Below are 21,625 nucleotides of genomic sequence, written 5' to 3'. Positions count from 1 at the left end.
GAGGACATATGGACGAGAAAAGCCCGTGGCTGGCCCTGCGCGCGCATACGGCGGCGCGCATCGCATTGGGACGGCGCGGCGTCAGCGTGCCGACCAGCGCGCAGCTGGCGTTCCAGCTGGCCCACGCGCAGGCGCGCGACGCCGTGCATCTGGCGCTCGATGGCGAAGCCCTGGCACGCGACTTGGCAGCGCAAGGGCAAGACTGCGTGCCGCTGCACAGCGCCGCCGCCACGCGCGCCGACTATCTGCAGCGGCCCGATCTGGGGCGCCGGCTCGACGACGTTTCACGCGCGCGGCTGGCCGGAGGTAGCAAGGGAATCGACCTGGCCCTGGTGGCGGCCGACGGCCTGTCGGCGCTTGCCGTGCAGCGCCACGCGGCGCCGTTCCTGGCCGCCTTGCGCGAGCGGCTGGCGCGGGAAGCGTGGACGCTGTCGCCGCTGCACATCGTGGCGCAGGGACGGGTAGCCATCGGTGACGAGGTGGGAGAGTTGGTGAAAGCGCGCGCTGTGCTGATGCTGATCGGCGAGCGGCCGGGCTTGAGTTCCCCGGACAGCCTGGGCCTGTACCTGACGTGGGCGCCCAAAGTGGGCTTGCTGGACGAGCGCCGCAACTGCATTTCGAACGTGCGCCCCGAGGGGCTGGCGTATGCGCAGGCGGCGTACCGGCTGCATTATCTGCTGTCGCAGGCCTTTACAAGGCAGCTGTCGGGCGTGGCATTGAAGGATGAAACGGTGGAAGAGGGTAGCGTGGCTGCGGGGCGGAATTTTTTGCTGGCGAAGTAGGCGCTGGAGAAAAGGCGACAAACGGCAGGGGACAGGCCCGACGGGACTGTCCCCAAACGATTAAACTTCGCGGATCTCGTCCAGCGGCCAGCGCGGGCGCACGTTGAACGAGTAATCGTGCTTGGCGGCTTCGGGATTGATTTGCAGGCGCATGGCGCCGGCAAAGGCGATCATGGCGCCGTTGTCGGTACAGAATTCCAGCTCCGGGTAATACACCTTGAAACGTTTCTTGGCGGCGGCCGCATTGAGCGAAGCGCGCAGCTGCGCGTTGGCGCCCACGCCGCCGGCGATCACCAGGCGTTTCAAGCCCGTGTGCTTGAGGGCAGCCACGCATTTGGCCGTCAGCACGTCGACGATGGCGTCGACGAAGCCGCGCGCGATATTCGCCTTGTCCTGTTCGCAGATGTTCGCGATGACTTTTTCTTCATGGTTCTTCACCACCGTCAGCACGGCCGTCTTCAGGCCGGAAAAGCTGAAGTTGAAATCCTTCGAGTGCAGCATCGGGCGTGGCAGTTTATACGCCAGCGGGTCGCCGAATTCGGCCAGGCGCGAAATGGCGGGGCCGCCCGGATAACCGAGTCCCAGCAGCTTGGCCGACTTGTCGAACGCTTCGCCGGCCGCATCATCCAAGGTTTCGCCCAGCATCGTGTACTGGCCCACGCCGTCGACGCGCATCAGCTGCGTGTGGCCGCCCGACACCAGCAGCGCGATGAAGGGGAATTCCGGCGGCTCGGACGCCAGTAACGGCGACAGCAGATGGCCTTCCAGGTGGTGGATGCCCAGCACCGGCTTGTTGATGGCCAGGCCAAGGCTGCAGGCAACGGAGGACCCCACCAGCAGCGCGCCGGCCAAGCCCGGGCCTTGCGTGTAGGCGATGGCATCGATCTCGGGCAGGGTGATGCCGGCCTTCGCCAGCGTTTCATCGAGCAGCGGGATGGCGCGGCGGATATGGTCGCGCGACGCCAGTTCCGGCACGACGCCGCCATATTGCTCGTGCATGGCCACTTGCGAATAGAGGGCGTGCGACAGCAGGCCGCGCTGCGTGTCGTACAAGGCCAGGCCGGTTTCGTCACAGGAGGATTCGACGCCAAGAACAATCATGAAGGTGCTAAATAGGGAGGAGTAATCCGCCATTGTAAAGGAAAGCCGGGCAGTCCACCGTGCGGCCGGCGCACCATTTCGGCGGCAGTGTGCACTTGCGCAGTGCGGCGCGGGCCGGTTTTGCCCGGGATTCTTGCTGCTTTGCGCCTGTGCGGCACTGGCACCGCTCTTGCTTAGAGAGGCATGTGCCTTTCTCAGGGAGCTAGCAATGCCGGAACAATGGAAAATGATTTGCCGCCTGAAGGACATGCCGCAGGCGGGCGCGCGCATGGTGCAGCGGGGACTGGCGTGGCAGGACTTGCCGGGCGTGGCGCTGTTTCGCGCGGTGGACGACACGGTGTACGCGCTGCTCGATACAGTGCCTTGCCTGGGCGGCCCGCTGGCGCACGGGGTGCTGATGCAGAAAAACCTGATGGGGCCGAAGAACAGCTGGATCATCGAGCTCGATTCGGGCCGCCTGGTGGCGCCCGTGCAGGGCATGGCGCGTCTGTACGCCGTGCGCATCCTGGACGGGCGCATCTACCTGGACGTCAATGAACTCAATATCCCGGCCAGCAAGGCGGAACAGGCGCTGGCGGGATCGTTCGCCGTGCTGCCGCATGTGCAGATGGCATAGGTGTTTGGGGTCAGACCCTCAATGCCGCTAACGCCAGATTCAGCGCCAACGCAAGAGGGGGTCTGACCCCAGCTTTTTACTTCGGGCGGTTCAGCAGGTGCGCATGCGCATCGCGCAGCATGGTGGCCGTCGTGTCCCAGTCGATGCAGCCGTCGGTGACGGAGCAGCCGTAGGTCAGTTGCGACAGGTCTTGCGGGATCTTCTGGTTGCCGCCGACGATGTTCGATTCGATCATCACGCCCACCAGCGAGCGGTTGCCCTGGCGGATCTGGTTGACCACGTCGCCCATCACCAGCGGCTGCAGTTCCGGCTTTTTGTAGCTGTTCGCGTGCGAGCAGTCGACCACCAGGTTGGCCGGCAGCTTGGCCTTGGCCAGCGCCTGTTCGGCGATGGCGATCGAGACCGAATCGTAGTTCGGACGGCCGTCGCCGCCGCGCAGCACCACGTGGCCGTACGCGTTGCCGCGCGTGCGCACGATGGCGACATTGCCTTCGGCGTTAATGCCGAGGAAGGAGTGCGGGTGCGCCGACGACAAAATCGCGTTCACGGCGATGCTGATGTCGCCATCGGTGCCGTTCTTGAAGCCGACGGGCGTCGACAGGCCGGACGACATTTCGCGGTGCGTCTGCGATTCCGTCGTGCGCGCGCCGATGGCCGTCCAGGCGATCAGGTCGCCCAGGTATTGCGGCGAGATCGGGTCCAGCGCTTCGGTGGCCGTGGGCAGGCCAAGTTCGCACACGTCGAGCAGGAACTGGCGCGCCTTTTCCATGCCTTCGTTGACCTTGAACGAATCGTCCATGTACGGGTCGTTGATGTAGCCTTTCCAGCCCGTGGTGGTACGCGGTTTTTCGAAATACACGCGCATCACCAGCAGCATCGTATCCTTGACTTCCTCTTGCAGCGCTTTCAGGCGGCGCGCGTAATCGAGGCCGGCGACGGGGTCGTGGATCGAGCATGGCCCGACGACGACGAACAGGCGCTGGTCCTTGCGGTCGATGATGTTGCGCAGCGCTTCGCGGCCGCGGCTGACGGTGTCGAAGGCGCTCTCCGACAGGGGCAGTCTGGCGTGCAGTTCGGCCGGTGTCGGCATGGGCGCGAAAGAGGTGACGTTGATATTTTCGATGTCTGGCGTATTCATGATTCTGGCTCGGCTTTCGCGATTGCGTTCTTTAAGAGGCAATAGTGTAGCGGAAATGCGGCCTGGCGGCGGGCAGCCCGGCAAAATCGCTTATTGTCCAGTTGTTTTTGTGATGGCCCCGTCTTCCCGCGCGCGGGTTTTTTCGGGTGCATGCGCGTAGCGATGTTGCATCTGCGCCAATCACCACGCCCGGCGCCCGATGCGGACGGAAATCCGTGTAAGCTGGCGCCATGACGACTGTTTCCATCCCCCATACCGATGTGGCCGGTGAGCCATTCCCCGCTGCACGTTTCATCAAAGAAATAGGACGCGGCAAGAACGGCGCGCGCAGCATGACGCGCATGGATGCCTGCGCCCTGTACCGCGCCATGCTTGAGGGCCGCGTGTCGGACCTGGAGCTGGGCGGCATTTTGTTATCGATGCGTATCAAGGGTGAGTCCGTGGACGAGATCGCCGGTTTCCTCGACGCTGCCGAAGCCTCGTTCGCTCCGCTGGCCGCGCTGGCCGGCGAGTACGCACCGATCATCATTCCCAGCTACAACGGGGCGCGCAAAATGGCGAACTTGACGGCCTTGCTGGCGCTGCTGCTGGCGCGCGCGGGCGCCCCCGTGCTCGTGCATGGCGTGACGAGCGACCCGGGCCGCATCACGACGGCCGAAGTACTGGCCGCGCTGGGCGTGCCCGCTTCCAAGGACCATGCGCAAGCCGAAGCCGCCATGGCGCGCGGGCAAGCCGCCTTCCTGCCCATAGCATCGCTGGCGCCGCGCTTATCTTGGATGCTGTCGCTGCGGCGCGTACTGGGCGTGCGCAATTCCACGCATACGCTGGTGAAGATCATGCAGCCGTTCGCCGGCCCGGCCCTGCGCCTGGTGTCGTACACGCATCCCGAATACCTGGAAATGCTCGGTGAGTATTTCCTGACGGCCTCTGATCCCGCGCGCGGCGATGCCTTCCTGATGCGCGGCACGGAAGGCGAGACGGTGGCCAATGCCAACAAGGCGCAGCAGATCGACTGGTTCCATGGCGCTGAGCGCACGGTGCTGGTAGAAAAGCAATTGCTGGTGGAAGAGTTGCCGCATTTGCCGGCCGAGCGCGACGCAACCACCACGGCAGCCTGGATTGCCGCCGTGTTGCGCGGCGAGGTGCCCGTGCCGCCGTCGATCGCCGGGCAGGTGGAGCAATGCCTGATGGCATCGCGGCAGATTGCAGCACGGCCGCGCTAGCCGCGTCGCCGCAGTTTACAATGGCGTCTTTGTAATCAGCGGTGAGCGGAATTCTTATGGCAAAACAATTTGATGTGGCAGTGATCGGCGCGGGCGCGGCCGGCATGATGTGTGCGGCGGTTGCCGCCCAGCAAGGCAAGCGCGTGGTGTTGATCGATCACGCGGCCAAGCTGGCCGAAAAGATCCGCATCTCCGGTGGTGGACGGTGTAATTTCACCAATATTAACGCCACCCCGCAAAATTTCCTCTCGGAGAATCCGCATTTCTGCAAAAGCGCGCTGTCGCGCTACACGCCGCAGGATTTCCTCGCGCTGGTGAAAAAATACCGGATCGGCTACCACGAGAAGCACAAGGGCCAGCAATTCTGCAATGAATCGGCCGAGCAGATCATCGACATGCTCAAGGACGAGTGCGCCGCTGGCGGCGTGCACTGGCGCATGCCGTGCAAGATCGACAATGTTGTCCAGCAAGATGGCGGCGGCTTCGTGCTGCAGACCGATGGCGGCGACATCGAGACGGCCAGCATCGTCATCGCCACGGGCGGCCTGTCGATCCCGAAGATCGGCGCCACGGATTTTGCCTACCGCATTGCCAAGCAATTCAACTTGATGATGGTCGAGCCGCGCCCGGCCCTGGTGCCGCTGACGTTCGATGCAGCCAGCTGGGCGCCGTTCGCGGAATTGTCCGGCATCGCGCTGGAAGTGGATGTGGAGACGGGTAGCCTGAAAGGCCGCAAGGCAACGGGTGCGCGTTTCCGCGAGGATTTGCTGTTCACGCATCGCGGCCTGTCGGGTCCGGCGATTCTGCAGATTTCCAGCTACTGGCTGCCGGGCGAGCCCATCGTCATCAACCTGCTGCCGGAAGTGGACGTGGCGCAGACCTTGATCGAAGGCAAGGGTACCCTGAAGAAGCAGCTGGGCAATATCGTTGCGCAATGGCTGCCGCAGCGCCTGGCTGACTGCTTGCTGGCCGTCAACGGCCTGGCAGCGGATGCGCGCATCGCCGACATGCCCGACGCGCAGCTGCGCAAGCTGGGGCAGGCCATCAATGCCTGGTCCATCGTGCCGAACGGTTCCGAAGGCTACCGCAAGGCGGAAGTGACGCGGGGCGGCATCGACACGCGCGAACTGTCGCAGCAGACCATGATGGCCAACAAGGTGCCGGGCCTGTACTTCATCGGCGAAGCGGTCGACGTGACGGGCTGGCTGGGTGGCTACAACTTCCAGTGGGCCTGGGCCTCGGGCGTGGCGGCAGGAATTGCCTTGCAGTAATACTTGGTTGTTGCGTGGCCGCAGTTTGTGACCGCAGGTGATAATTTTCTTGACTTCAATGAAACGGTGTTGAATACTTGGCATGTAAATTGACTTCCAGATATTTTTTGTGTCTGATGGCAATTAAATAAACATTACCCTGGAGTCACCATGAAACGCCTGATCGCCGCCGCTGCAGTTGCCCTGCTCAGCACCAGCGCCTTTGCCAGCACGCCCGTGCTGAGCAATGGCGGTTTTGAAAACAATACCGTCGGTGGCGGCTATGTCTATGGCGACGTGGCGCCGGGCTGGAGCTTCACGGGCAGAGCCGGCGTGTCGGCCAGCTATACGGCATGGAATGGCGTGGCGCAAGAGGGAAATGCCTTTGCCTTCCTGCAAAACACGGCATCGGTCTCGCAAAGCTTCGTCAGCGCAGGCGCGGCCAATTACACCTTTGCCTTCAACCTGGCGCTGCGCCCTGGTTACGACCAGGGGCAGTCCGTGACGGTCAGTCTGGACGGCACGCAGCTGGGCCAGTATGGCGTGAGCAGCACGGGCTGGACCAGCTTCAATGTGAACGCACTCAATATCGGCGCAGGCAGCCATACCTTGAGCTTTGCCGGCACCAATCCGGGCAATGCCCGCGATACCTCGGCTTTCCTGGACGGCGTCAGCATGAATGTCAGCGCCGTGCCGGAACCCGGCACGTATGCCATGCTGCTGGCTGGCCTGGGTCTGCTGGGTTTCATGGCGCGCCGCCGCAAGATGGCCGTTTAAGCGATCCTGCCGTCCGGATGCGTGGTTTACGCCACAGCCGGGCGGCAATCTCAGGCGACATGCCGCACGCAAGTGGGGGAGGGGCTTCCCTTTCCGCATAAAAGCTGCTACTATCTATCTCTTCCTATACACCACCTCAACGGTTTGAATTTTACATGACCACTATTCGCCTTAAAGAAAACGAGCCGTTCGAAGTCGCAATGCGTCGCTTCAAACGCACCATCGAAAAAACGGGTCTGCTGACCGAATTGCGCGCACGCGAATTCTACGAAAAGCCAACAGCTGAGCGCAAGCGCAAGCTGGCAGCTGCTGTCAAGCGTCATTACAAACGCATCCGCAGCCAACAACTGCCGAAAAAATTATTCTAAGACTGTTCAGTCAGAACCAACCCGGGTAGTTCGGCGCATTGTTCGCCACGGGTTTTGTTTTGATTCGCCTGGAGTGATACTTCAGATGAGTCGCATACCCGCTCCGGTTCGCCGCAGCGGGTTTTCGCTTTTGTGGCTGCCTGCTTGGCCTGCGCGCACGAGCATCGAGCCCCATTACCACTTACCAACACGAGGATTGCCATGAGCTTGAAAGAACAAATTACCGAAGACATGAAAAACGCCATGCGCGCCAAGGAAGCGGGCAAGCTGGGCACGATTCGCCTGTTGCTGGCAGAAATCAAGCGCAAGGAAGTCGACGAGCGCATCGAATTGACGGATGCCCACGTGACGGCCATCGTGGAAAAGATGATCAAGCAGCGCAAGGATTCGATCACCCAGTTCGAAGCCGGTGGCCGTGCCGACCTGGCCGACATTGAAAAAGCCGAACTGGTGCACCTGGCGGGCTACATGCCTGCCGGCCTGTCGGATGAAGAAGTGGCGGCCGAAGTGGCTGCCGCCGTGGCCGCCTCGGGCGCCGCCGGTCCGCAAGACATGGGCAAGGTCATGGCCATCGTCAAGCCGAAGCTGGCCGGTCGCGCCGACATGACCGTGGTGTCCGCCTTGGTCAAGAAAGCCCTGACGCCAGCAGCGTAAGCAACAATAGTAGCAAGGGCTGCCAGCCGTCGCGCTGGCAGCCTGTTAATAGCCCACACGTTGACCTGGCTCAACCTCAGGCCACGTGCGGTAGTATAGTCTGACCTATAACAACACCCGCCCTAGCCAGTGATACCTCAATCCTTCATTTCCGATTTGCTCAACCGCGTCGATATCGTCGATGTCGTGGGCCGCTATGTGCAACTGAAAAAAGGTGGCGCCAATTTCATGGGCTTGTGCCCGTTCCACAGTGAAAAATCGCCCAGCTTTACCGTCAGCCCCACCAAGCAGTTCTATCACTGCTTCGGCTGTGGCGCGCATGGCACCTCGATCGGCTTTCTGATCGAATACTCGGGCATGGGCTTTGTCGACGCCGTCAAGGACCTGGCGCAGAACGTGGGCATGGTCGTGCCGGAAGCCGATGACAAGATCCCGCCGGCCCAGCGCGCGCAGATCCAGGCGCAAAGCATGGCCCTGTCCGACGCCATGACGCAGGCGTGCGATTACTACCGTGGCCAATTGCGCCACGCGCCGGAAGCCATCGCCTACCTCAAAAACCGGGGCTTGACGGGCGAAGTGGCCGCTCGCTTCGGCATGGGTTTTGCGCCCGGCGGATGGGATAATTTACGTTCCGTCTTCCCCGATTACGACGTGACGGCCCTGGCCGAGGCCGGTCTCGTGATCGACAAGGTCGATGAAGAGGGTAATAACCGCAAGCGCTATGACCGTTTCCGCGAGCGCATCATGTTCCCGATTCGCAATACCAAAGGGCAAGTGATCGCCTTTGGCGGCCGCGTGCTCGACCATGGCGAACCGAAATACCTGAACTCGCCAGAAACCCCCTTGTTTTCCAAGGGATTCGAACTATATGGGCTGTTCGAGGCGCGCCAGGCCATCCGCGACGCCGGCTACGTGCTGGTGACGGAGGGTTACATGGATGTGGTGGCGCTGGCGCAGATGGGTTTCCCGCAAGCGGTAGCCACCCTGGGCACGGCGTGCACGCCCACCCACGTGCAAAAACTGCTGCGCCAGACCGATAACGTGATTTTCAGCTTCGATGGCGACAAGGCCGGCCGCCGCGCCGCCCGCCGCGCGCTGGAAGCGAGCCTGGCCCAAGTGTCGGACAATAAAACCATCAAATTCCTGTTCCTGCCATCGGAACACGATCCGGACAGCTATATCCGCGAATTCGGCGCCGAGGGGTTTGAACAGCAAGTGCATGAAGCCATGCCGCTGTCACAGTTTTTGCTGAAAGAAGTGTCTGGCGAGCATGATTTGTCGGAACCGGAAGGGCGCGCCCGCGTGCAGTTCGACGCCAAGCCCCTGCTGCAGTTGATGGCACCGTCGTCCCTGCGCCTGCAGATCGTGCGCGGCCTGGCGCAGCTGACGCAGTCCACGCCGGCCGAGATCGAAGCCCTGTTCGAGCTGGCGAAACCCGTTGCCGTGGCGCGCCGCGCGCCGCCGAAATCGGGCCGCCCCGTGCCTGTCGGGCTGGAATTGAAGATCATGCGCATGCTGGTCGCGCATCCGCCCCTGAGCCTGCGCATCGACGAAGCCGCTCTCACCGCTTTCCAGCACCTGGGGCCCGATGCGGCCCACAGCCTGGGGCAGCTGGTGGCCGTGGGCCAGGCGCTGGGCGAGCACGGCAGTTTTGCCGCGCTGGCGCAGCAATTGAAGGAGCTGGGCAGCGAATACGACGAGATCATCGGCGAGATCGCGGCCGGCACGGAATCCGATTACGACAGCGAATTGTCGTGGCTGGTAAGCACCATCCGCGAGATCAAATTGAATGCCTTGAAGGCGGAATTGCAGCAATTGTTTGCGTCGGGTTTGCCATCGGAGAAAATTGGTGTACGCTACCGCGAAATCACGCAGGAGCAAGGCGAGTTGGAGCGTGAGCGCGATGCCGAGTTGGTGAATCGCTAATCTTGCTCTGAGGGTATGGCGCACACTGGAAAAACATTTTTCGCGTGCTATAATTAAATGCTAAGTATTGTGTGCTTTGGCAAGCTAGTTCTGTTTCGTAAATAGTATTTGTTTTCAGTAAGTTAGGCTCTTGATCGGCGCGGTGGATCGTGTCGGCAGCCAGGGCCAACAGGCGCTTTCGGCGTTGCGGGCAAGGCTCGCAGACGCTGGCAAGCCGCGCCAGGCTCTCGCTCCCAACGCGGTCGATGCAGGAATTTTTGCCGAGGCGGCTGGCAACAGCCGGTGGACAGGAATTGCTGCGCTTCCCGCGGATCGTGGCCGATGAGGTGTAAGTAACGTAACAGTGTCGGATTTGCGTAGTCGGCAGGTTCGAAGATGGTGGTTCCCGCAGGTAGACAGGGAACTGGCAGCAAACTTTATCCTAATCCACCGTAAAGCAAGTCGTTGTGTAATCGAAAGCGCCTGTGCCAATCAAGAAACCCGAATCCAAAGCGGCTGCAAAGCCCACTAAAGTTACCACGAAAGCCGAAAAGGCGCTCGACCGGCCAGAAGCGCGCGTGACCAGCGCGCCCGTGGTCAGCCAGACCACCGACGCCGCCACCCTGGCCGCGATCGATACGTCCGGTTATGTCTTGCCTTCGGTAAAAGTGCCAGGCCGCCGCGGCCGCAAGCCAAAAGAATTTCAGCCAGAAAATGATGAAGTCGCCGCCCTGAACGCCGTCGAGCGGGCCGAACTGAAGGCCGTCGACAAGGCCAAGGCCAAGGACCGCAAGGCAAAAGAGCGCGCGCTGCTGAAAGACGCCTTCTCGTCCGACACGGAAGCGAGCGAGGAAGAACTCGAGCGCCGGCGCCAGAAACTCAAGACCCTGATCAAGTTCGGCAAGGAACGCGGTTTCCTGACCTACGCGGAAATCAACGATCACTTGCCTGAAAACATCGTCGATCCGGAAGCCATCGAAGGCATCATCGGTACCTTCAATGACATGGGCATCGCCGTCTACGAACACGCGCCCGATGCGGAAACGTTGTTGCTGTCCGATAACGTTGCCGTCGTCACCAGCGACGACGAGGCGGAAGCGGCGGCCGAGGCCGCATTGTCGACCGTCGATTCCGATTTCGGCCGCACCACCGATCCCGTGCGCATGTACATGCGTGAAATGGGCTCGGTCGAGCTGCTGACGCGCGAAGGCGAGATCGAAATTGCCAAGCGCATCGAAGATGGCTTGAAAGACATGATCCAGGCCATTTCCGCCTGTCCTGTGACGATCGCCGAGATCATCGCCGCCGCCGACCGCATCGCCAACGAAGAGATCAAGATCGACGAAATCGTCGACGGCCTCGTCGATGAAAATGAGCCGGTCGCCGCCGCGCCTGTCGTCGCCGCCCCCGTCGAAGAAGACGAGGAAGAAGGCGAAGCGGAAGAAGAGGAAGAAGAAGAGGAAGAAGAAGCGAGCGCTTCGGGCGCGGCCGGCTTCTCCGCCGAGCAGCTGGAAACCCTGAAACGCACGGCGCTGGAAAAATTCGCCGTCATTTCGCAGCAGTTCGACAAGATGCGCCGCGCTTTCGAAAAAGAAGGCTACAACTCCAAGCCCTACGCCAAGGCGCAAGAAGCCATTTCGCAAGAATTGCTGGGCATCCGCTTCACGGCCAAGGTCGTGGAAAAGCTGTGCGACACCCTGCGCGGCCAGGTCGACGAGGTGCGCCACATCGAGAAGCAGATCCTCGACGTGGCAGTGAACCGCTGCGGCATGCCGCGCGCCCACTTCATCAAGGTCTTCCCGGGCAATGAAACCAACCTCGACTGGGTCGATGGCGAAGTCAACGCAGGACACGCGTACAGCGCCATCCTGGGCCGCAACATTCCGACCGTCAAGGAACTGCAGCAACGCCTGATCGACCTGCAGGCGCGGGTTGTGCTGCCGCTGCCAGACTTGCGCAACATCAACCGTCAGATGGCGGCCGGTGAAATGAAGGCGCGCAAGGCCAAGCGCGAAATGACGGAGGCCAACTTGCGCCTGGTTATTTCGATCGCCAAGAAATACACGAACCGCGGCCTGCAATTCCTCGATCTGATCCAGGAAGGCAACATCGGCCTGATGAAGGCCGTCGACAAGTTCGAGTACCGCCGCGGCTACAAGTTCTCGACGTATGCCACCTGGTGGATCCGCCAGGCCATCACGCGCTCGATCGCCGACCAGGCGCGCACGATCCGCATTCCCGTGCACATGATCGAGACGATCAACAAGATGAACCGCATCTCGCGCCAGATCCTGCAGGAAACGGGCGCGGAACCCGATCCGGCCACCCTGGCGATCAAGATGGAGATGCCCGAGGACAAGATCCGCAAGATCATGAAAATCGCCAAGGAACCGATCTCGATGGAAACGCCGATCGGCGACGACGACGACTCCCACCTGGGCGACTTCATCGAGGACAACAACACCCTGGCGCCGGCCGACGCAGCGCTGCATGCGTCCATGCGGGGCGTGGTCAAGGACGTGCTCGATTCCCTGACGCCACGCGAAGCGAAAGTGCTGCGCATGCGTTTCGGCATCGAAATGTCCACCGACCACACGCTGGAAGAAGTGGGCAAGCAATTTGACGTGACGCGCGAGCGCATCCGCCAGATCGAAGCCAAGGCGCTGCGCAAGCTGCGCCACCCATCGCGCTCCGACAAGCTGAAAAGCTTCTTGGAAGGCAACTAGAAGCCAATAGGGCTTGACGTACGCCCCTGATACCCCTATCCTCGCGTGTCCGTTTCCAAAACGGCCGCGCGAGGCGGGCATCAACAGCGCCGCCACGCCGCAGTCCCCCGGGCCTCTAGCTCATGCTTGGTTAGAGCAGCGGACTCATAATCCGTTGGTGCCGTGTTCGACTCACGGGAGGCCCACCAGAATTGAGCAATAATAGAACAAGCCCCGGCGGGTGACTGCCGGGGCTTTTTGCATGCTGCCGTACAATTGCGGCATTGCGATTGATGAGGGATGGAACGAGATGACGGCTGAAGTGAAGATCGAAGATATCGTGGTCGGTGATGGCAAGGCGGCGGCGCGCGGCGCGCTGATCACGGCGCATTACCGGGGCTGGCTGGAAGATGGGACGGAGTTTGATTCGTCGCACAAGCGGGGCGAGCCTTTTCGCTGCGTGTTGAGCAATAACAAGGTCATCCAGGGCTGGATTTTGGGTTTGCACGGCATGCAGGTCGGTGGCACGCGCAAGCTGTGGGTGCCGGCGGCGCTGGCGTATGGCGAGCGGCAGGTGGGGTTGATTCCGCCGCATTCCAATTTGATCTTCGAGATTGAGTTGCTGGAAGTGCTGACGCGCGATTGATGCCTGGATGGTCACATCAGGCAGATACGACGCCGGCTTTTTTCAGTAGCAGTTGTTCGACATCGGCGCGCAGCGTCTGCTGCGTGGGGAAGTTGGCATAACGCAAGGTCACGTAGCCGGCCAGCCTGAGCATGGCGTCGCGCTCCTTGTCCTGGCGTTTGCGGCCGGCGTGGCTGCCGTCGTCGAGTTCGACGACGGCGATGACGTGCAGTTGCTGGCTGCACAGAACAAAATCGGCCACCTTGCGGTCGAAACGGTTTCTGTTGGCCCATCCTTTCGCCGTCACCAGCGCGGAAAACGCCACTTGCGCCAGCACCGTGCATTCCGGCAATGCCGTCTGCAGCAGATGGTACATCTGCTGCTCGCGCGCCGTCATCACGGGTTTTCTGTGCAGCCTCAGCGGCTTGCGCGACTTGGCCGCCTGGCGAGTGGCCAGCATGGCAAAGAACAGGATCAAGGCCGCGATGGCGAGCAGGACTGTGAAGGAAGGCATGGGCTGGCACCAGGATGGACGAATCCTGATGGTACGCGAACGGCGGCATGTTTCGTGCCGCTGCCAGCGTATTTCAGGTGGTGTGCTTGTTGGCGATCAAGCCTGTTTCAAGTTGACCGGCATCATGCCCAGCGCTGGCACGATGTCATGCAGACTGGCCACTTCACAGGTGGGGATGGCGGCCGAGGTATTGGCCATGCTGTCCGGGTTGAACCAGCAGCTGGCTATGCCGTAGCGGTTGGCGCCGAGGATGTCGGCGTCCAGGCGGTCGCCGATGATGATGCTTGTATATTTGCTGAATGCGCGCGCCATGTTGGCGGCGTATTCGAAGAAGCGCACGTCCGGCTTGGCGTGGCCGCACGCTTCCGAGGTGGCGACGAAGGAGATGTAGTCGCTTAGGCCCGATGCGGCGATGCGGCGGTTCTGGATGGACTCGACGCCATTGGTGATGATGCCCACTTCGCCGATGCGCGACAGCGTTTCGCACACTTGTTTGGCGCCATCGATGAGCACGACCGTGTCCGGCAGTGAGTCCAGATATAAACGGCTGGCCAGTTCCGAGTCGATGGCGATGCCGTTCAGCGCAAACGTCTTGCGGAAGCGTTCCACTTTCAGGAAATCCTTGGTGACGTCACCCGTTTCGAAACGTCTCCACAGGTCGACGTTGATCGCCTGGTATTGGGTGAACAGCGCGTCGATGCTGTCGCGCAAGCCCAGTTCGTGCATGGTGTGCAGGAAGGAGCGTTTTTCGGACGCCCGGAAGTCGAGCAGGGTATCGTCCAGGTCAAACAGGAATAGCTGGTAGGTCATGGTATGTATTGAAAGGAACTTGTCTTGCATCGTAGCACGTAGCGATGAGTTCGGTTGGCGGTGCCCTGCGCGGGCGATCCGCTACAATCGCTGCCAGACCTGTCACCCTTACTTCACTCCTGCTCATGACCCAGCTCTCCGTCAACGTCAATAAAATCGCCCTGCTGCGCAATTCGCGCGGCCGCAACTTCCCCGACCTGCTGGCGTTTTCCGCGCGCTTTCTCGACCTGGGCGCCGCCGGCATCACCTTGCACCCGCGTCCGGATCAGCGCCATGCGCGCTACGATGATGTTGCCCCGTTGCAGCGCCTGTGCGCGGAGCGGGGGCGCGAGCTGAATGTCGAGGGCTATCCGGCGGCGGAATTTCTGCAAGTCGTAAAAAGCGCGCGCCCCGCGCAATGCACGCTGGTGCCCGACATGCCGGGGCAATTGACGTCCGATCACGGCTGGGACATTGAACAGCACGCAACGCTGTTGCGTCCCGTCATTGCGCAATTGAATGACCTGGGCATCCGCGTCAGCCTGTTTGTCGATGCCGATTACCCGGCGCTGGAATGGGCGCGCGAGGTGGGAGCGGCGCGGGTCGAGCTGTACACGGAAAGGTTTGCGGAAAGCCATGGCAGTGAGCAAGGCGATGCCGTATTTGATACCTATCTGCAGGCGGCGCGGCGGGCGCAGGCGCTGGGCTTGGGCGTGAATGCGGGGCACGACCTTGATTTGCACAACCTGGCGCGCTTCCTGGACATTCCCGGCATCCTGGAAGTGTCGATCGGCCATGCGCTGGTGGTCGAGTGCCTGGAAATGGGCATGGATAAGGTGTTGGGCCACTACCTTGAGATATGTCAAGCGTAGGGGACTTGTGCCGAGCGCACTATTTACACTGAAAGCTGACCATTTTCGTTCGCTGCTGAATAGCCGCGGTGCACTGTTTGACTCCCGGCGGCACTCGCGATGTAGGGCATGGCGTTTCTCTCGGTGGCTGACGGTAGAGAGAGCGTACGCAAGATGCGGGCAGGTATCTTGATGTGCGCCAGGGCAATACGACGCATTGACGCGCGTCATGATCCTGCCTGGCGCACGAGGAACTTTACATATCCACCCACCAGTTGAGCAAGGTTTCGTCATCGTCGTCATCGAGGTTGGCGTAGATGTTGGCGAAGTACCATTCCACGCCCGTCGCTTCGCGGAAGGCGTCGAAAGGGCCATTCACGCTGTAGATGCCGTGGTGACCCGGCACGCTGAAGGTGAGGTTGCCCTTGTACTGGCCGTCCATGGTGCCGCCCAGCTGTTCTTGCACGTCGCGTTCGAGCTGGTCCACTGCTGCTTGCGGCACGTCGTCGGCATAGATCTGGATGCAGAAGTTGCCGCCGCGCTTTAGGACTTCGGCGGGGGCCAGCGGGTCGGCGATGTTGACGATGTCGCCGCGCGCCAGGTTCAGGGTCAGGCCGGGCGAGGCCAGCAGTTCGTAGACGTGCTCGTCGATCTGGCGCGCGGGCAGGGTTTCATACACGGGGCCGTCGGTGTTTTCGCCTGCCAGTACGCGGATATGCGGCAAGCCTTCGCAATTGATGTCTTCCATTGATTCTTTCATAGTGCCTGCGCGCCGCGCTGCGGGGCGTGCCAGCTTGTGGTTTATTGCAATATTGTACCGGGTGCGTACCGGCTGGCGGCTTAGGCAACGGTGCAAACGAGGAGCGGCAATGGAGAATGCGGCGCGGACAGGTGGCTGCTGATGTGGCGTCGTGCGCTGCGAAGTGACGGGCGAACAAGTGGGTTGGAAGGGGAGCCAATACTCCGCAATGAAAAAAGCACGCCGAAGCGTGCTTGCGCGGATGACTTGCCGCTGATTACTTAATTGTGTGCGCTGATGCCGCTGCGGAACTGTTCGAAACCGGCGCGCGCTGCCTGGTAGCAATTGCCGGCAGCTGCTTCCAGGCCTTCGCGGTCGAGCACTTCGACGGTGCCGCGGCGGTATTGAATCAAGCCTTCGTCCTGCAACTTGCGGGCCGTGACGGTGACGCTTTCGCGGCGCACGCCCAGCATGTTGGCCATGGTGTCTTGCGTCACCTTCAGCTCGTTCGACAGCGAACGGTCGAGGCGGTCGAGCAGCCAGCGGCACAGCTTTTGTTCGATGCTGCAATGGCGGCCGCCCACCACGTTCTGTGCCATTTGCGCAAACATGGCGCTGGTGTAGCGCATCAGCAATTGCGCCAGCGCGCCGCCTTCATTGAACACTTCGCGCAGGAAGGCTGTTTTCAGGCGATAGCCGTAGCCGGCCGTTTGCACGATGGCCGTGCAGGTGGCGCGCTCGGCTTCGTACAGCACCACGCCGGCCACGCCTTCGCGGCCGATGACGGCGATCTCGGTGGTGGCGCCGTCTTCCATCACATACAGCAGGGAAACGATGGCGTTGGTGGGGAAGTACGTGTATTCAATCTTGCCGCCGCAATCGAACAGGTGCTTGCCGGCAGGCAAAGCGACCAGTTCCAGTTGGCAAAACAGGCGCTCCAGATCGGCGCGCGACAAGGCGCGCAGCAATTCGTTCTGTTGCGCGCCCGTGATGCTGATCATGGGCGTTGCCGGCGCGCCTTGCCAGTTGTGCTGGGCGGCGGCGTGGGTATGTGTGGCTGGGGTCAGGTTGCTATAAGCTTTGTACATGGTAGGGCCTCGTGTTCTGATTTTGTTGGATGGCGCTGCTTTTATGGCTTGCTAGCGTTGTGCTGAATCTTGTATCCACTATAGGACCAGGGGCAGCGGACGGGCATCGGATGAGCCGACGTGCTTATGTAGGCTAGGAACATTGCCTCGTGTCATCCGACTCCTACGCCTGATCCTGCATTTTTTCCCTCTGGAAACAAACGGCAAAAAATAGACTCCTCTGCCAACTCCCCGTGAACTTTTGCTGCATGCCATGATCAATCCACTCTGCGATGGCGTACGACGGTGATAAAATGTTGCACTGCGGAAATTTGATTTGTGTGTCGGGATGAGCCGCTACTCTTGCTCTCCATCACTGCTCACTTCCGCTGCAACCTGCCCTCACTGCCCGCGCCGTGCATTTGCCAGCGCGCGGCTGTCTTGTCCTGTTTACCCGTCTAATGAAGGAACGCAACGCATGAAATGGTTTTTTGATCTGAAAATTGCCACCAAGCTGATCTTGTCGTTTGGCGCCGTGCTGCTGTTGACGGCCGCGCTGGGCGTGTCGGCGATCTTTTCCATGGCGCGCATCAATGCCGCGTCGACCGACCTGTCTGAGAACTGGATGCCCAGCGTGCTGACGGCCATGAACATACGCAGCGATGTCAGCGATTTCCGCCGCTGGGAGCTGGCGCACATGCTGGCCGCGCAGGATGCCGATATGGCGCAGAACGAAACGCGCATGACGGAAACCCAGGCCAAGTTGAAGGCCGATGCCGACAAGTACCGCAGCCTGATTTCCGCGGCGGGCGAGAAGGAAGTGTTCGAGCGCTTCCTGGCGCTCAACGATGAATTCATGCGCCTGCATGCAACCATGCTGAGCTTGTCGCGCGAGATGAAAAAGGAAGAGGCACGCGCGCTGGCCGTGGGGCCGTCGGCCAAGGTCATGACGGAGATGATGGCGGCCTTGGATAAACTGGTGTCGATTAATACGGATGGCGGCGTGCGTTCGAGCGCCAGCGCCGACGCAACGTATGCGGCCTCGCGCGCCAGCCTGATCGGCCTGGTGGTGGGCATCGTCGTCATCGGCATGCTGCTGGCGCTGTGGGTGGCGCGCAGCGTGGCGCGTCCGCTGATCGCGGCCGTCGGCGTGGCGCGCCAGGTGGCGGCTGGCGACTTGACGGCGCATATTGTTGTGCAATCGCAAGACGAAACGGGGCAATTGATGCAGGCCCTGAAAGACATGAACGCCAGCCTGCAGACGCTGGTGGGCCAGGTGCGCAGCGGCACCGATACCATCGCCACGGCGTCGAGCCAGATCGCGGCCGGCAACCAGGATTTGTCGTCGCGCACGGAAGAGCAGGCCAGTTCGCTGGAAGAAACGGCCTCGTCAATGGAAGAGCTGACGTCGACTGTGAAGCAGAATGCGGACAATGCGCGCCAGGCCAACACCATGGCGCTGACCTCGTCGAGCATCGCCATCGAGGGCGGCAAGGTGGTCGGCGAAGTGGTGGGCACGATGGCGTCGATCAATGCCTCGTCGCGCAAGATCGTCGACATCATCGCCGTCATCGACGGCATTGCCTTCCAGACCAATATCCTGGCCCTGAATGCGGCCGTCGAGGCGGCGCGTGCAGGCGAACAGGGGCGCGGCTTTGCCGTCGTGGCCACGGAAGTGCGCAACCTGGCGCAACGCTCGGCTGCGGCGGCCAAGGATATCAAGGTCCTGATCGGCGATTCGGTCGAGAAAGTCGAGGCGGGATCGAAACTCGTGGATCAGGCGGGCCGCACGATGGATGACATCGTTGCCAGCATCACCCGCGTGACGGACATCATGAGCGAGATCACGGCTGCCAGCAGCGAGCAGAGCGCCGGTATCGAGCAAGTCAACCAGGCGATCGCCCAGATGGACCAGGTGACGCAGCAAAATGCGGCCCTGGTGGAAGAGGCGGCCGCGGCGGCTGAATCGATGCAGGAGCAGGCCGCCAGCCTGAGCGAAGTGGTCAGCATCTTCAAGCTCGATGTGGCCAGCACCGCCGTGAGCCGGCCGCGCGCGCCAGCCAAGGCGCAGGCAGTCGTCGCGCCCGCACCGGTGTCGCGTCAGTTGGCCAGCACGGCGCGTCGCACGGCGCCAGTGGATGAGTGGGAAAGCTTTTAATTAAGAAATTAAGCGCGCTTGCGCGGTTTCTTGATGCCTGGGGTGGCGGGGGCGGCAGCGGCTTGCTGGCGCTGCTGCCACGCCCTCAGGGCCTCTTCGTAGGCGGCCAGGTCTTCCTGGTACATTTCCAGCACGCAAAAGGTGCAACCGCTGTGGCAACACTCGTCATTGCCCGGCTTGCTGGGCGCTTGCGGTTGCGGATCGTGGAGGAAAGGCGGGGTGGGCATGGTGAGGGCAGGGCGACGGCGGAGTTGGCATCATACGGCATTCCGGCGTGCCATTGCTGGAACGCTTTTTGCTCAAAAATCACGGTTTCCGTGTACAGTTGCGGTGAATTAGGGTATCGTTTACAGCACTGATATTGTATCTTCTGCGCGCGATGTTCCGCCGGCGCGATCTCCGCCGCCATCGCAGCACATCTCTTCGACGCTCCCGCATACGCCATACAGCATGTCCCGGAGCACGGAGGTGCCGCAAGAACGATGATCCATGGCTTGCAAGACGGAGCTGCCTGTGCCCAGAAATGTTGTTTATTGAGAAAGCATGGCTTCCGCAGTGCGGAGGCACACCAGAAAATTTATGTCTGAAACCGAATCGACTCCTACGCCCAGCCCGGCGATTGCCCCTGAAGCGGCGCCCGCCGCTGCACCTGCACCTGCAGCATCCGCTGCCCCCACCCTGACTTTCGCCGACTTTGGCCTCGCGCCTGAAATCCAGCGCGCACTGACCGATCAGGGTTACACCCGTCCGACACCGATCCAGGAGCAAGCCATTCCCGTGGTGCTGCAAGGGCGCGATGTGATGGGCGCCGCGCAAACGGGCACCGGCAAGACCGCCGGTTTTTCCTTGCCGATCATCCAGTTGCTGATGGCGCATGCCAGCAGCAGCATGTCGCCCGCGCGCCACCCGGTACGCGCGCTGATCCTCACCCCGACCCGCGAACTGGCGGTGCAGGTGGCAGAAAACGTCAAGGCCTACGCCAAGCACACGCCGCTGCGTTCGACGGTCGTTTTCGGCGGCATGGACATGAAGCCGCAAACGGTCATCTTGCGCGGCGGCGTGGAAATTGTCATCGCCACGCCGGGCCGTTTGCTCGACCATATCGAGCAAAAGAACATCAGCCTGAGCCAGGTGCAGATGCTGGTCATGGATGAAGCCGACCGCATGCTGGACATGGGCTTCCTGCCGGACTTGCAGCGCATCATCAACTTGCTGCCGAAGCAGCGCCAGAACCTGATGTTCTCGGCCACGTTCTCGCCAGAAATCAAGAAGCTGGCCGCCACCTTCCTCAACGATCCGCTGACGATCGAAGTGGCGCGCAGCAATCAGACGGCCGACAAGGTCACGCAAGTGGTCTACAAGGTGACGGAAGACCAGAAGCATGCCCTGGTCGCCCATCTGCTGCGCCAGCGCGACCTGAAACAGGTCATCGTCTTCTCGAACACCAAGATCGGCGCCTCGCGCCTGGCCCGCGTGCTGGAGCAGGAAGGCATGAGCGCCACGGCGATTCATGGCGACAAGAGCCAGCAAGAGCGCATGGCGGCGCTGGAAGCGTTCAAGAAGGGCGAGATCGACGTGCTGGTCGCGACCGACGTGGCGGCGCGCGGCCTGGATATTTCCGACTTGCCTTGCGTGATCAACTTCGATTTGCCGTACAACGCGGAAGACTATGTGCACCGCATCGGCCGTACTGGCCGCGCCGGCGCATCGGGCGACGCCATTTCGATCTATTCGGACAAGGATGAGCGCCTGCTGACGGACATCGAAAAACTCATCAAGCAAAGCATCAAGCGCGGTGAATTGACGGGTTTCAATCCGGCTCCTGCCCGCAGCAGCAGCGACAGCGAGCGCCGTCCGCCGCGCCGCACCGAAGGTAGCGAGGCGCGCCCCGCGCGCGCACCCGCGCCCGAGAGCCGCCATGCTGGCGACAGCAGCCGCGACAGTCGCTCCGCCGAGCGCGGTGCGCGTCCTGCCTTTGGTCCCGGCGCCCGCCGCGAAAAGGCCGATCCCTGGTTCCTGAAGCCGTATGAACCGGCCAAGGCAGCCGCTCCCGCTGCCGCCAGCATGGCGCCAGTCGCGGCCAAGCCGAAGCAGAAGGTGGCGGCGTTGTTGGGTGGGTTGTTGAAGCAATAAGAGTTACTGTCTAATCCAACGTCTGCTCTCGCGCGCCATCGCACCAGGCATTTTCATGCCGATGCGATGGCGCGTTTTACATTTTGGCGCGCACCGAATGGTGCAGATTGGCGGGAGGGAGCATTGCACCATCGGCTTTCAACATCAAGCAGTGATCGATGGTACCTGTTTGCCAGTCCGGCAGGCAGGACTGGGAAATTTAGCGGCAGATGAATACCATGCTGCCGATA

Annotated in this window: 20 protein-coding genes and 1 tRNA gene; 14 read left to right on the top strand and 7 right to left on the bottom strand. The window is 61.7% G+C overall.

Annotation, left to right across the window (positions count from 1 at the left end; all coding sequences use genetic code 11):
* Window positions 1–8 precede the first annotated feature (8 nt).
* Window positions 9–782 (top strand): ethanolamine ammonia-lyase subunit EutC, encoded by a 774-nt coding sequence (eutC, locus tag CLU91_RS12035; protein ID WP_100874348.1) that lies wholly within the window; start codon window positions 9–11, stop codon window positions 780–782.
* A 60-nt stretch (window positions 783–842) separates the two neighbouring features.
* On the opposite strand, the gene tsaD is transcribed toward eutC, so the two are convergent.
* Window positions 843–1,883, bottom strand: a complete 1,041-nt coding sequence (gene tsaD, locus CLU91_RS12030; protein ID WP_100874347.1) for a tRNA (adenosine(37)-N6)-threonylcarbamoyltransferase complex transferase subunit TsaD — start codon at window positions 1,881–1,883, stop codon at window positions 843–845.
* Window positions 1,884–2,091: 208 nt separating this feature from the next.
* Here tsaD and CLU91_RS12025 point away from each other — a divergent pair, with 208 nt between their 5' ends.
* A complete protein-coding gene (locus CLU91_RS12025; RefSeq protein ID WP_100874346.1) occupies window positions 2,092–2,499 on the top strand; it encodes a nitrite reductase (NAD(P)H) small subunit in 408 nt (135 codons plus the stop codon).
* Between the two features lie 76 nt (window positions 2,500–2,575).
* On the opposite strand, the gene CLU91_RS12020 is transcribed toward CLU91_RS12025, so the two are convergent.
* Window positions 2,576–3,637 carry a 3-deoxy-7-phosphoheptulonate synthase gene (locus tag CLU91_RS12020; RefSeq protein ID WP_100874345.1) on the bottom strand — a complete coding sequence of 354 codons (1,062 nt, stop codon included), beginning with the start codon at window positions 3,635–3,637 and terminating at the stop codon, window positions 2,576–2,578.
* A 230-nt stretch (window positions 3,638–3,867) separates the two neighbouring features.
* Between CLU91_RS12020 and ybiB the strand changes: the two genes are divergently transcribed.
* From ybiB to CLU91_RS11975, 9 genes are all read left to right on the top strand, one after another.
* On the top strand, window positions 3,868–4,860 hold the full coding sequence (ybiB, locus tag CLU91_RS12015; RefSeq protein ID WP_100874344.1) for a DNA-binding protein YbiB: 993 nt from the start codon (window positions 3,868–3,870) through the stop codon (window positions 4,858–4,860).
* Window positions 4,861–4,916: 56 nt separating this feature from the next.
* On the top strand, window positions 4,917–6,131 hold the full coding sequence (locus CLU91_RS12010; protein ID WP_100874343.1) for an NAD(P)/FAD-dependent oxidoreductase: 1,215 nt from the start codon (window positions 4,917–4,919) through the stop codon (window positions 6,129–6,131).
* A 150-nt stretch (window positions 6,132–6,281) separates the two neighbouring features.
* The gene (locus CLU91_RS12005) at window positions 6,282–6,887 is read left to right on the top strand and encodes an FxDxF family PEP-CTERM protein (protein WP_100874342.1); all 606 of its coding nucleotides are present in this window, start codon (window positions 6,282–6,284) and stop codon (window positions 6,885–6,887) included.
* 155 nt (window positions 6,888–7,042) lie between these two features.
* Entirely contained in the window at window positions 7,043–7,255 is a 213-nt protein-coding gene (gene rpsU, locus CLU91_RS12000) for a 30S ribosomal protein S21 (protein ID WP_008451879.1), read from the top strand.
* Between the two features lie 201 nt (window positions 7,256–7,456).
* Window positions 7,457–7,909, top strand: coding sequence for a GatB/YqeY domain-containing protein (locus CLU91_RS11995; RefSeq protein ID WP_058049818.1), 453 nt, complete (start codon window positions 7,457–7,459; stop codon window positions 7,907–7,909).
* 129 nt (window positions 7,910–8,038) lie between these two features.
* Window positions 8,039–9,835, top strand: coding sequence for a DNA primase (gene dnaG, locus CLU91_RS11990; RefSeq protein WP_100874341.1), 1,797 nt, complete (start codon window positions 8,039–8,041; stop codon window positions 9,833–9,835).
* A 464-nt stretch (window positions 9,836–10,299) separates the two neighbouring features.
* Window positions 10,300–12,540 carry an RNA polymerase sigma factor RpoD gene (gene rpoD, locus CLU91_RS11985; protein WP_099666644.1) on the top strand — a complete coding sequence of 747 codons (2,241 nt, stop codon included), beginning with the start codon at window positions 10,300–10,302 and terminating at the stop codon, window positions 12,538–12,540.
* A 109-nt stretch (window positions 12,541–12,649) separates the two neighbouring features.
* Window positions 12,650–12,728, top strand: a tRNA-Ile gene (locus tag CLU91_RS11980).
* A 101-nt stretch (window positions 12,729–12,829) separates the two neighbouring features.
* Entirely contained in the window at window positions 12,830–13,165 is a 336-nt protein-coding gene (locus tag CLU91_RS11975; protein WP_100874340.1) for an FKBP-type peptidyl-prolyl cis-trans isomerase, read from the top strand.
* A 16-nt stretch (window positions 13,166–13,181) separates the two neighbouring features.
* Here the strand turns inward: CLU91_RS11975 and CLU91_RS11970 are convergent, their stop codons facing one another.
* Window positions 13,182–13,658 carry a DUF2726 domain-containing protein gene (locus tag CLU91_RS11970; RefSeq protein WP_100874339.1) on the bottom strand — a complete coding sequence of 159 codons (477 nt, stop codon included), beginning with the start codon at window positions 13,656–13,658 and terminating at the stop codon, window positions 13,182–13,184.
* Between the two features lie 96 nt (window positions 13,659–13,754).
* Entirely contained in the window at window positions 13,755–14,468 is a 714-nt protein-coding gene (locus tag CLU91_RS11965; protein ID WP_100874338.1) for a YjjG family noncanonical pyrimidine nucleotidase, read from the bottom strand.
* Between the two features lie 125 nt (window positions 14,469–14,593).
* Between CLU91_RS11965 and CLU91_RS11960 the strand changes: the two genes are divergently transcribed.
* Window positions 14,594–15,319, top strand: coding sequence for a pyridoxine 5'-phosphate synthase (locus CLU91_RS11960; RefSeq protein WP_100874337.1), 726 nt, complete (start codon window positions 14,594–14,596; stop codon window positions 15,317–15,319).
* Window positions 15,320–15,554: 235 nt separating this feature from the next.
* Here CLU91_RS11960 and CLU91_RS11955 read toward each other — a convergent pair whose 3' ends face one another.
* Both CLU91_RS11955 and CLU91_RS11950 read right to left on the bottom strand, forming a co-directional pair.
* Window positions 15,555–16,058, bottom strand: coding sequence for a DUF4265 domain-containing protein (locus CLU91_RS11955; protein ID WP_232730718.1), 504 nt, complete (start codon window positions 16,056–16,058; stop codon window positions 15,555–15,557).
* Between the two features lie 260 nt (window positions 16,059–16,318).
* Window positions 16,319–17,038 (bottom strand): Crp/Fnr family transcriptional regulator, encoded by a 720-nt coding sequence (locus tag CLU91_RS11950; RefSeq protein ID WP_100876700.1) that lies wholly within the window; start codon window positions 17,036–17,038, stop codon window positions 16,319–16,321.
* Between the two features lie 544 nt (window positions 17,039–17,582).
* Here CLU91_RS11950 and CLU91_RS11945 point away from each other — a divergent pair.
* Window positions 17,583–19,262 (top strand): methyl-accepting chemotaxis protein, encoded by a 1,680-nt coding sequence (locus CLU91_RS11945; RefSeq protein ID WP_100874335.1) that lies wholly within the window; start codon window positions 17,583–17,585, stop codon window positions 19,260–19,262.
* A gap of 8 nt (window positions 19,263–19,270) precedes the next feature.
* On the opposite strand, the gene CLU91_RS11940 is transcribed toward CLU91_RS11945, so the two are convergent.
* Window positions 19,271–19,489 carry an oxidoreductase-like domain-containing protein gene (locus CLU91_RS11940; protein WP_100874334.1) on the bottom strand — a complete coding sequence of 73 codons (219 nt, stop codon included), beginning with the start codon at window positions 19,487–19,489 and terminating at the stop codon, window positions 19,271–19,273.
* A 352-nt stretch (window positions 19,490–19,841) separates the two neighbouring features.
* Between CLU91_RS11940 and CLU91_RS11935 the strand changes: the two genes are divergently transcribed.
* Window positions 19,842–21,395 carry a DEAD/DEAH box helicase gene (locus tag CLU91_RS11935; RefSeq protein WP_100874333.1) on the top strand — a complete coding sequence of 518 codons (1,554 nt, stop codon included), beginning with the start codon at window positions 19,842–19,844 and terminating at the stop codon, window positions 21,393–21,395.
* Window positions 21,396–21,625: the final 230 nt, after the last annotated feature.

Source organism: Janthinobacterium sp. 64 (assembly GCF_002813325.1).
In the GTDB taxonomy this organism is placed as follows: Bacteria; Pseudomonadota; Gammaproteobacteria; order Burkholderiales; family Burkholderiaceae_D; genus Janthinobacterium.
Note: the sequence above shows the minus strand (reverse complement) of the source record. Positions and strands in the feature narration are given on the sequence as shown.

Excerpts from the sequence above, each read along its gene's own strand:
- eutC (WP_100874348.1), top strand. The coding sequence starts at position 9 with ATGGACGAGAAAAGCCCGTGGCTGGCCCTGCGCGCGCATACGGCGGCG.
- tsaD (WP_100874347.1), bottom strand. The coding sequence starts at position 1,883 with ATGATTGTTCTTGGCGTCGAATCCTCCTGTGACGAAACCGGCCTGGCC.
- CLU91_RS12025 (WP_100874346.1), top strand. The coding sequence starts at position 2,092 with ATGCCGGAACAATGGAAAATGATTTGCCGCCTGAAGGACATGCCGCAG.
- CLU91_RS12020 (WP_100874345.1), bottom strand. The coding sequence starts at position 3,637 with ATGAATACGCCAGACATCGAAAATATCAACGTCACCTCTTTCGCGCCC.
- ybiB (WP_100874344.1), top strand. The coding sequence starts at position 3,868 with ATGACGACTGTTTCCATCCCCCATACCGATGTGGCCGGTGAGCCATTC.
- CLU91_RS12010 (WP_100874343.1), top strand. The coding sequence starts at position 4,917 with ATGGCAAAACAATTTGATGTGGCAGTGATCGGCGCGGGCGCGGCCGGC.
- CLU91_RS12005 (WP_100874342.1), top strand. The coding sequence starts at position 6,282 with ATGAAACGCCTGATCGCCGCCGCTGCAGTTGCCCTGCTCAGCACCAGC.
- rpsU (WP_008451879.1), top strand. The coding sequence starts at position 7,043 with ATGACCACTATTCGCCTTAAAGAAAACGAGCCGTTCGAAGTCGCAATG.
- CLU91_RS11995 (WP_058049818.1), top strand. The coding sequence starts at position 7,457 with ATGAGCTTGAAAGAACAAATTACCGAAGACATGAAAAACGCCATGCGC.
- CLU91_RS11975 (WP_100874340.1), top strand. The coding sequence starts at position 12,830 with ATGACGGCTGAAGTGAAGATCGAAGATATCGTGGTCGGTGATGGCAAG.
- CLU91_RS11970 (WP_100874339.1), bottom strand. The coding sequence starts at position 13,658 with ATGCCTTCCTTCACAGTCCTGCTCGCCATCGCGGCCTTGATCCTGTTC.
- CLU91_RS11965 (WP_100874338.1), bottom strand. The coding sequence starts at position 14,468 with ATGACCTACCAGCTATTCCTGTTTGACCTGGACGATACCCTGCTCGAC.
- CLU91_RS11960 (WP_100874337.1), top strand. The coding sequence starts at position 14,594 with ATGACCCAGCTCTCCGTCAACGTCAATAAAATCGCCCTGCTGCGCAAT.
- CLU91_RS11955 (WP_232730718.1), bottom strand. The coding sequence starts at position 16,058 with ATGAAAGAATCAATGGAAGACATCAATTGCGAAGGCTTGCCGCATATC.
- CLU91_RS11950 (WP_100876700.1), bottom strand. The coding sequence starts at position 17,038 with ATGATCAGCATCACGGGCGCGCAACAGAACGAATTGCTGCGCGCCTTG.
- CLU91_RS11945 (WP_100874335.1), top strand. The coding sequence starts at position 17,583 with ATGAAATGGTTTTTTGATCTGAAAATTGCCACCAAGCTGATCTTGTCG.
- CLU91_RS11940 (WP_100874334.1), bottom strand. The coding sequence starts at position 19,489 with ATGCCCACCCCGCCTTTCCTCCACGATCCGCAACCGCAAGCGCCCAGC.
- CLU91_RS11935 (WP_100874333.1), top strand. The coding sequence starts at position 19,842 with ATGTCTGAAACCGAATCGACTCCTACGCCCAGCCCGGCGATTGCCCCT.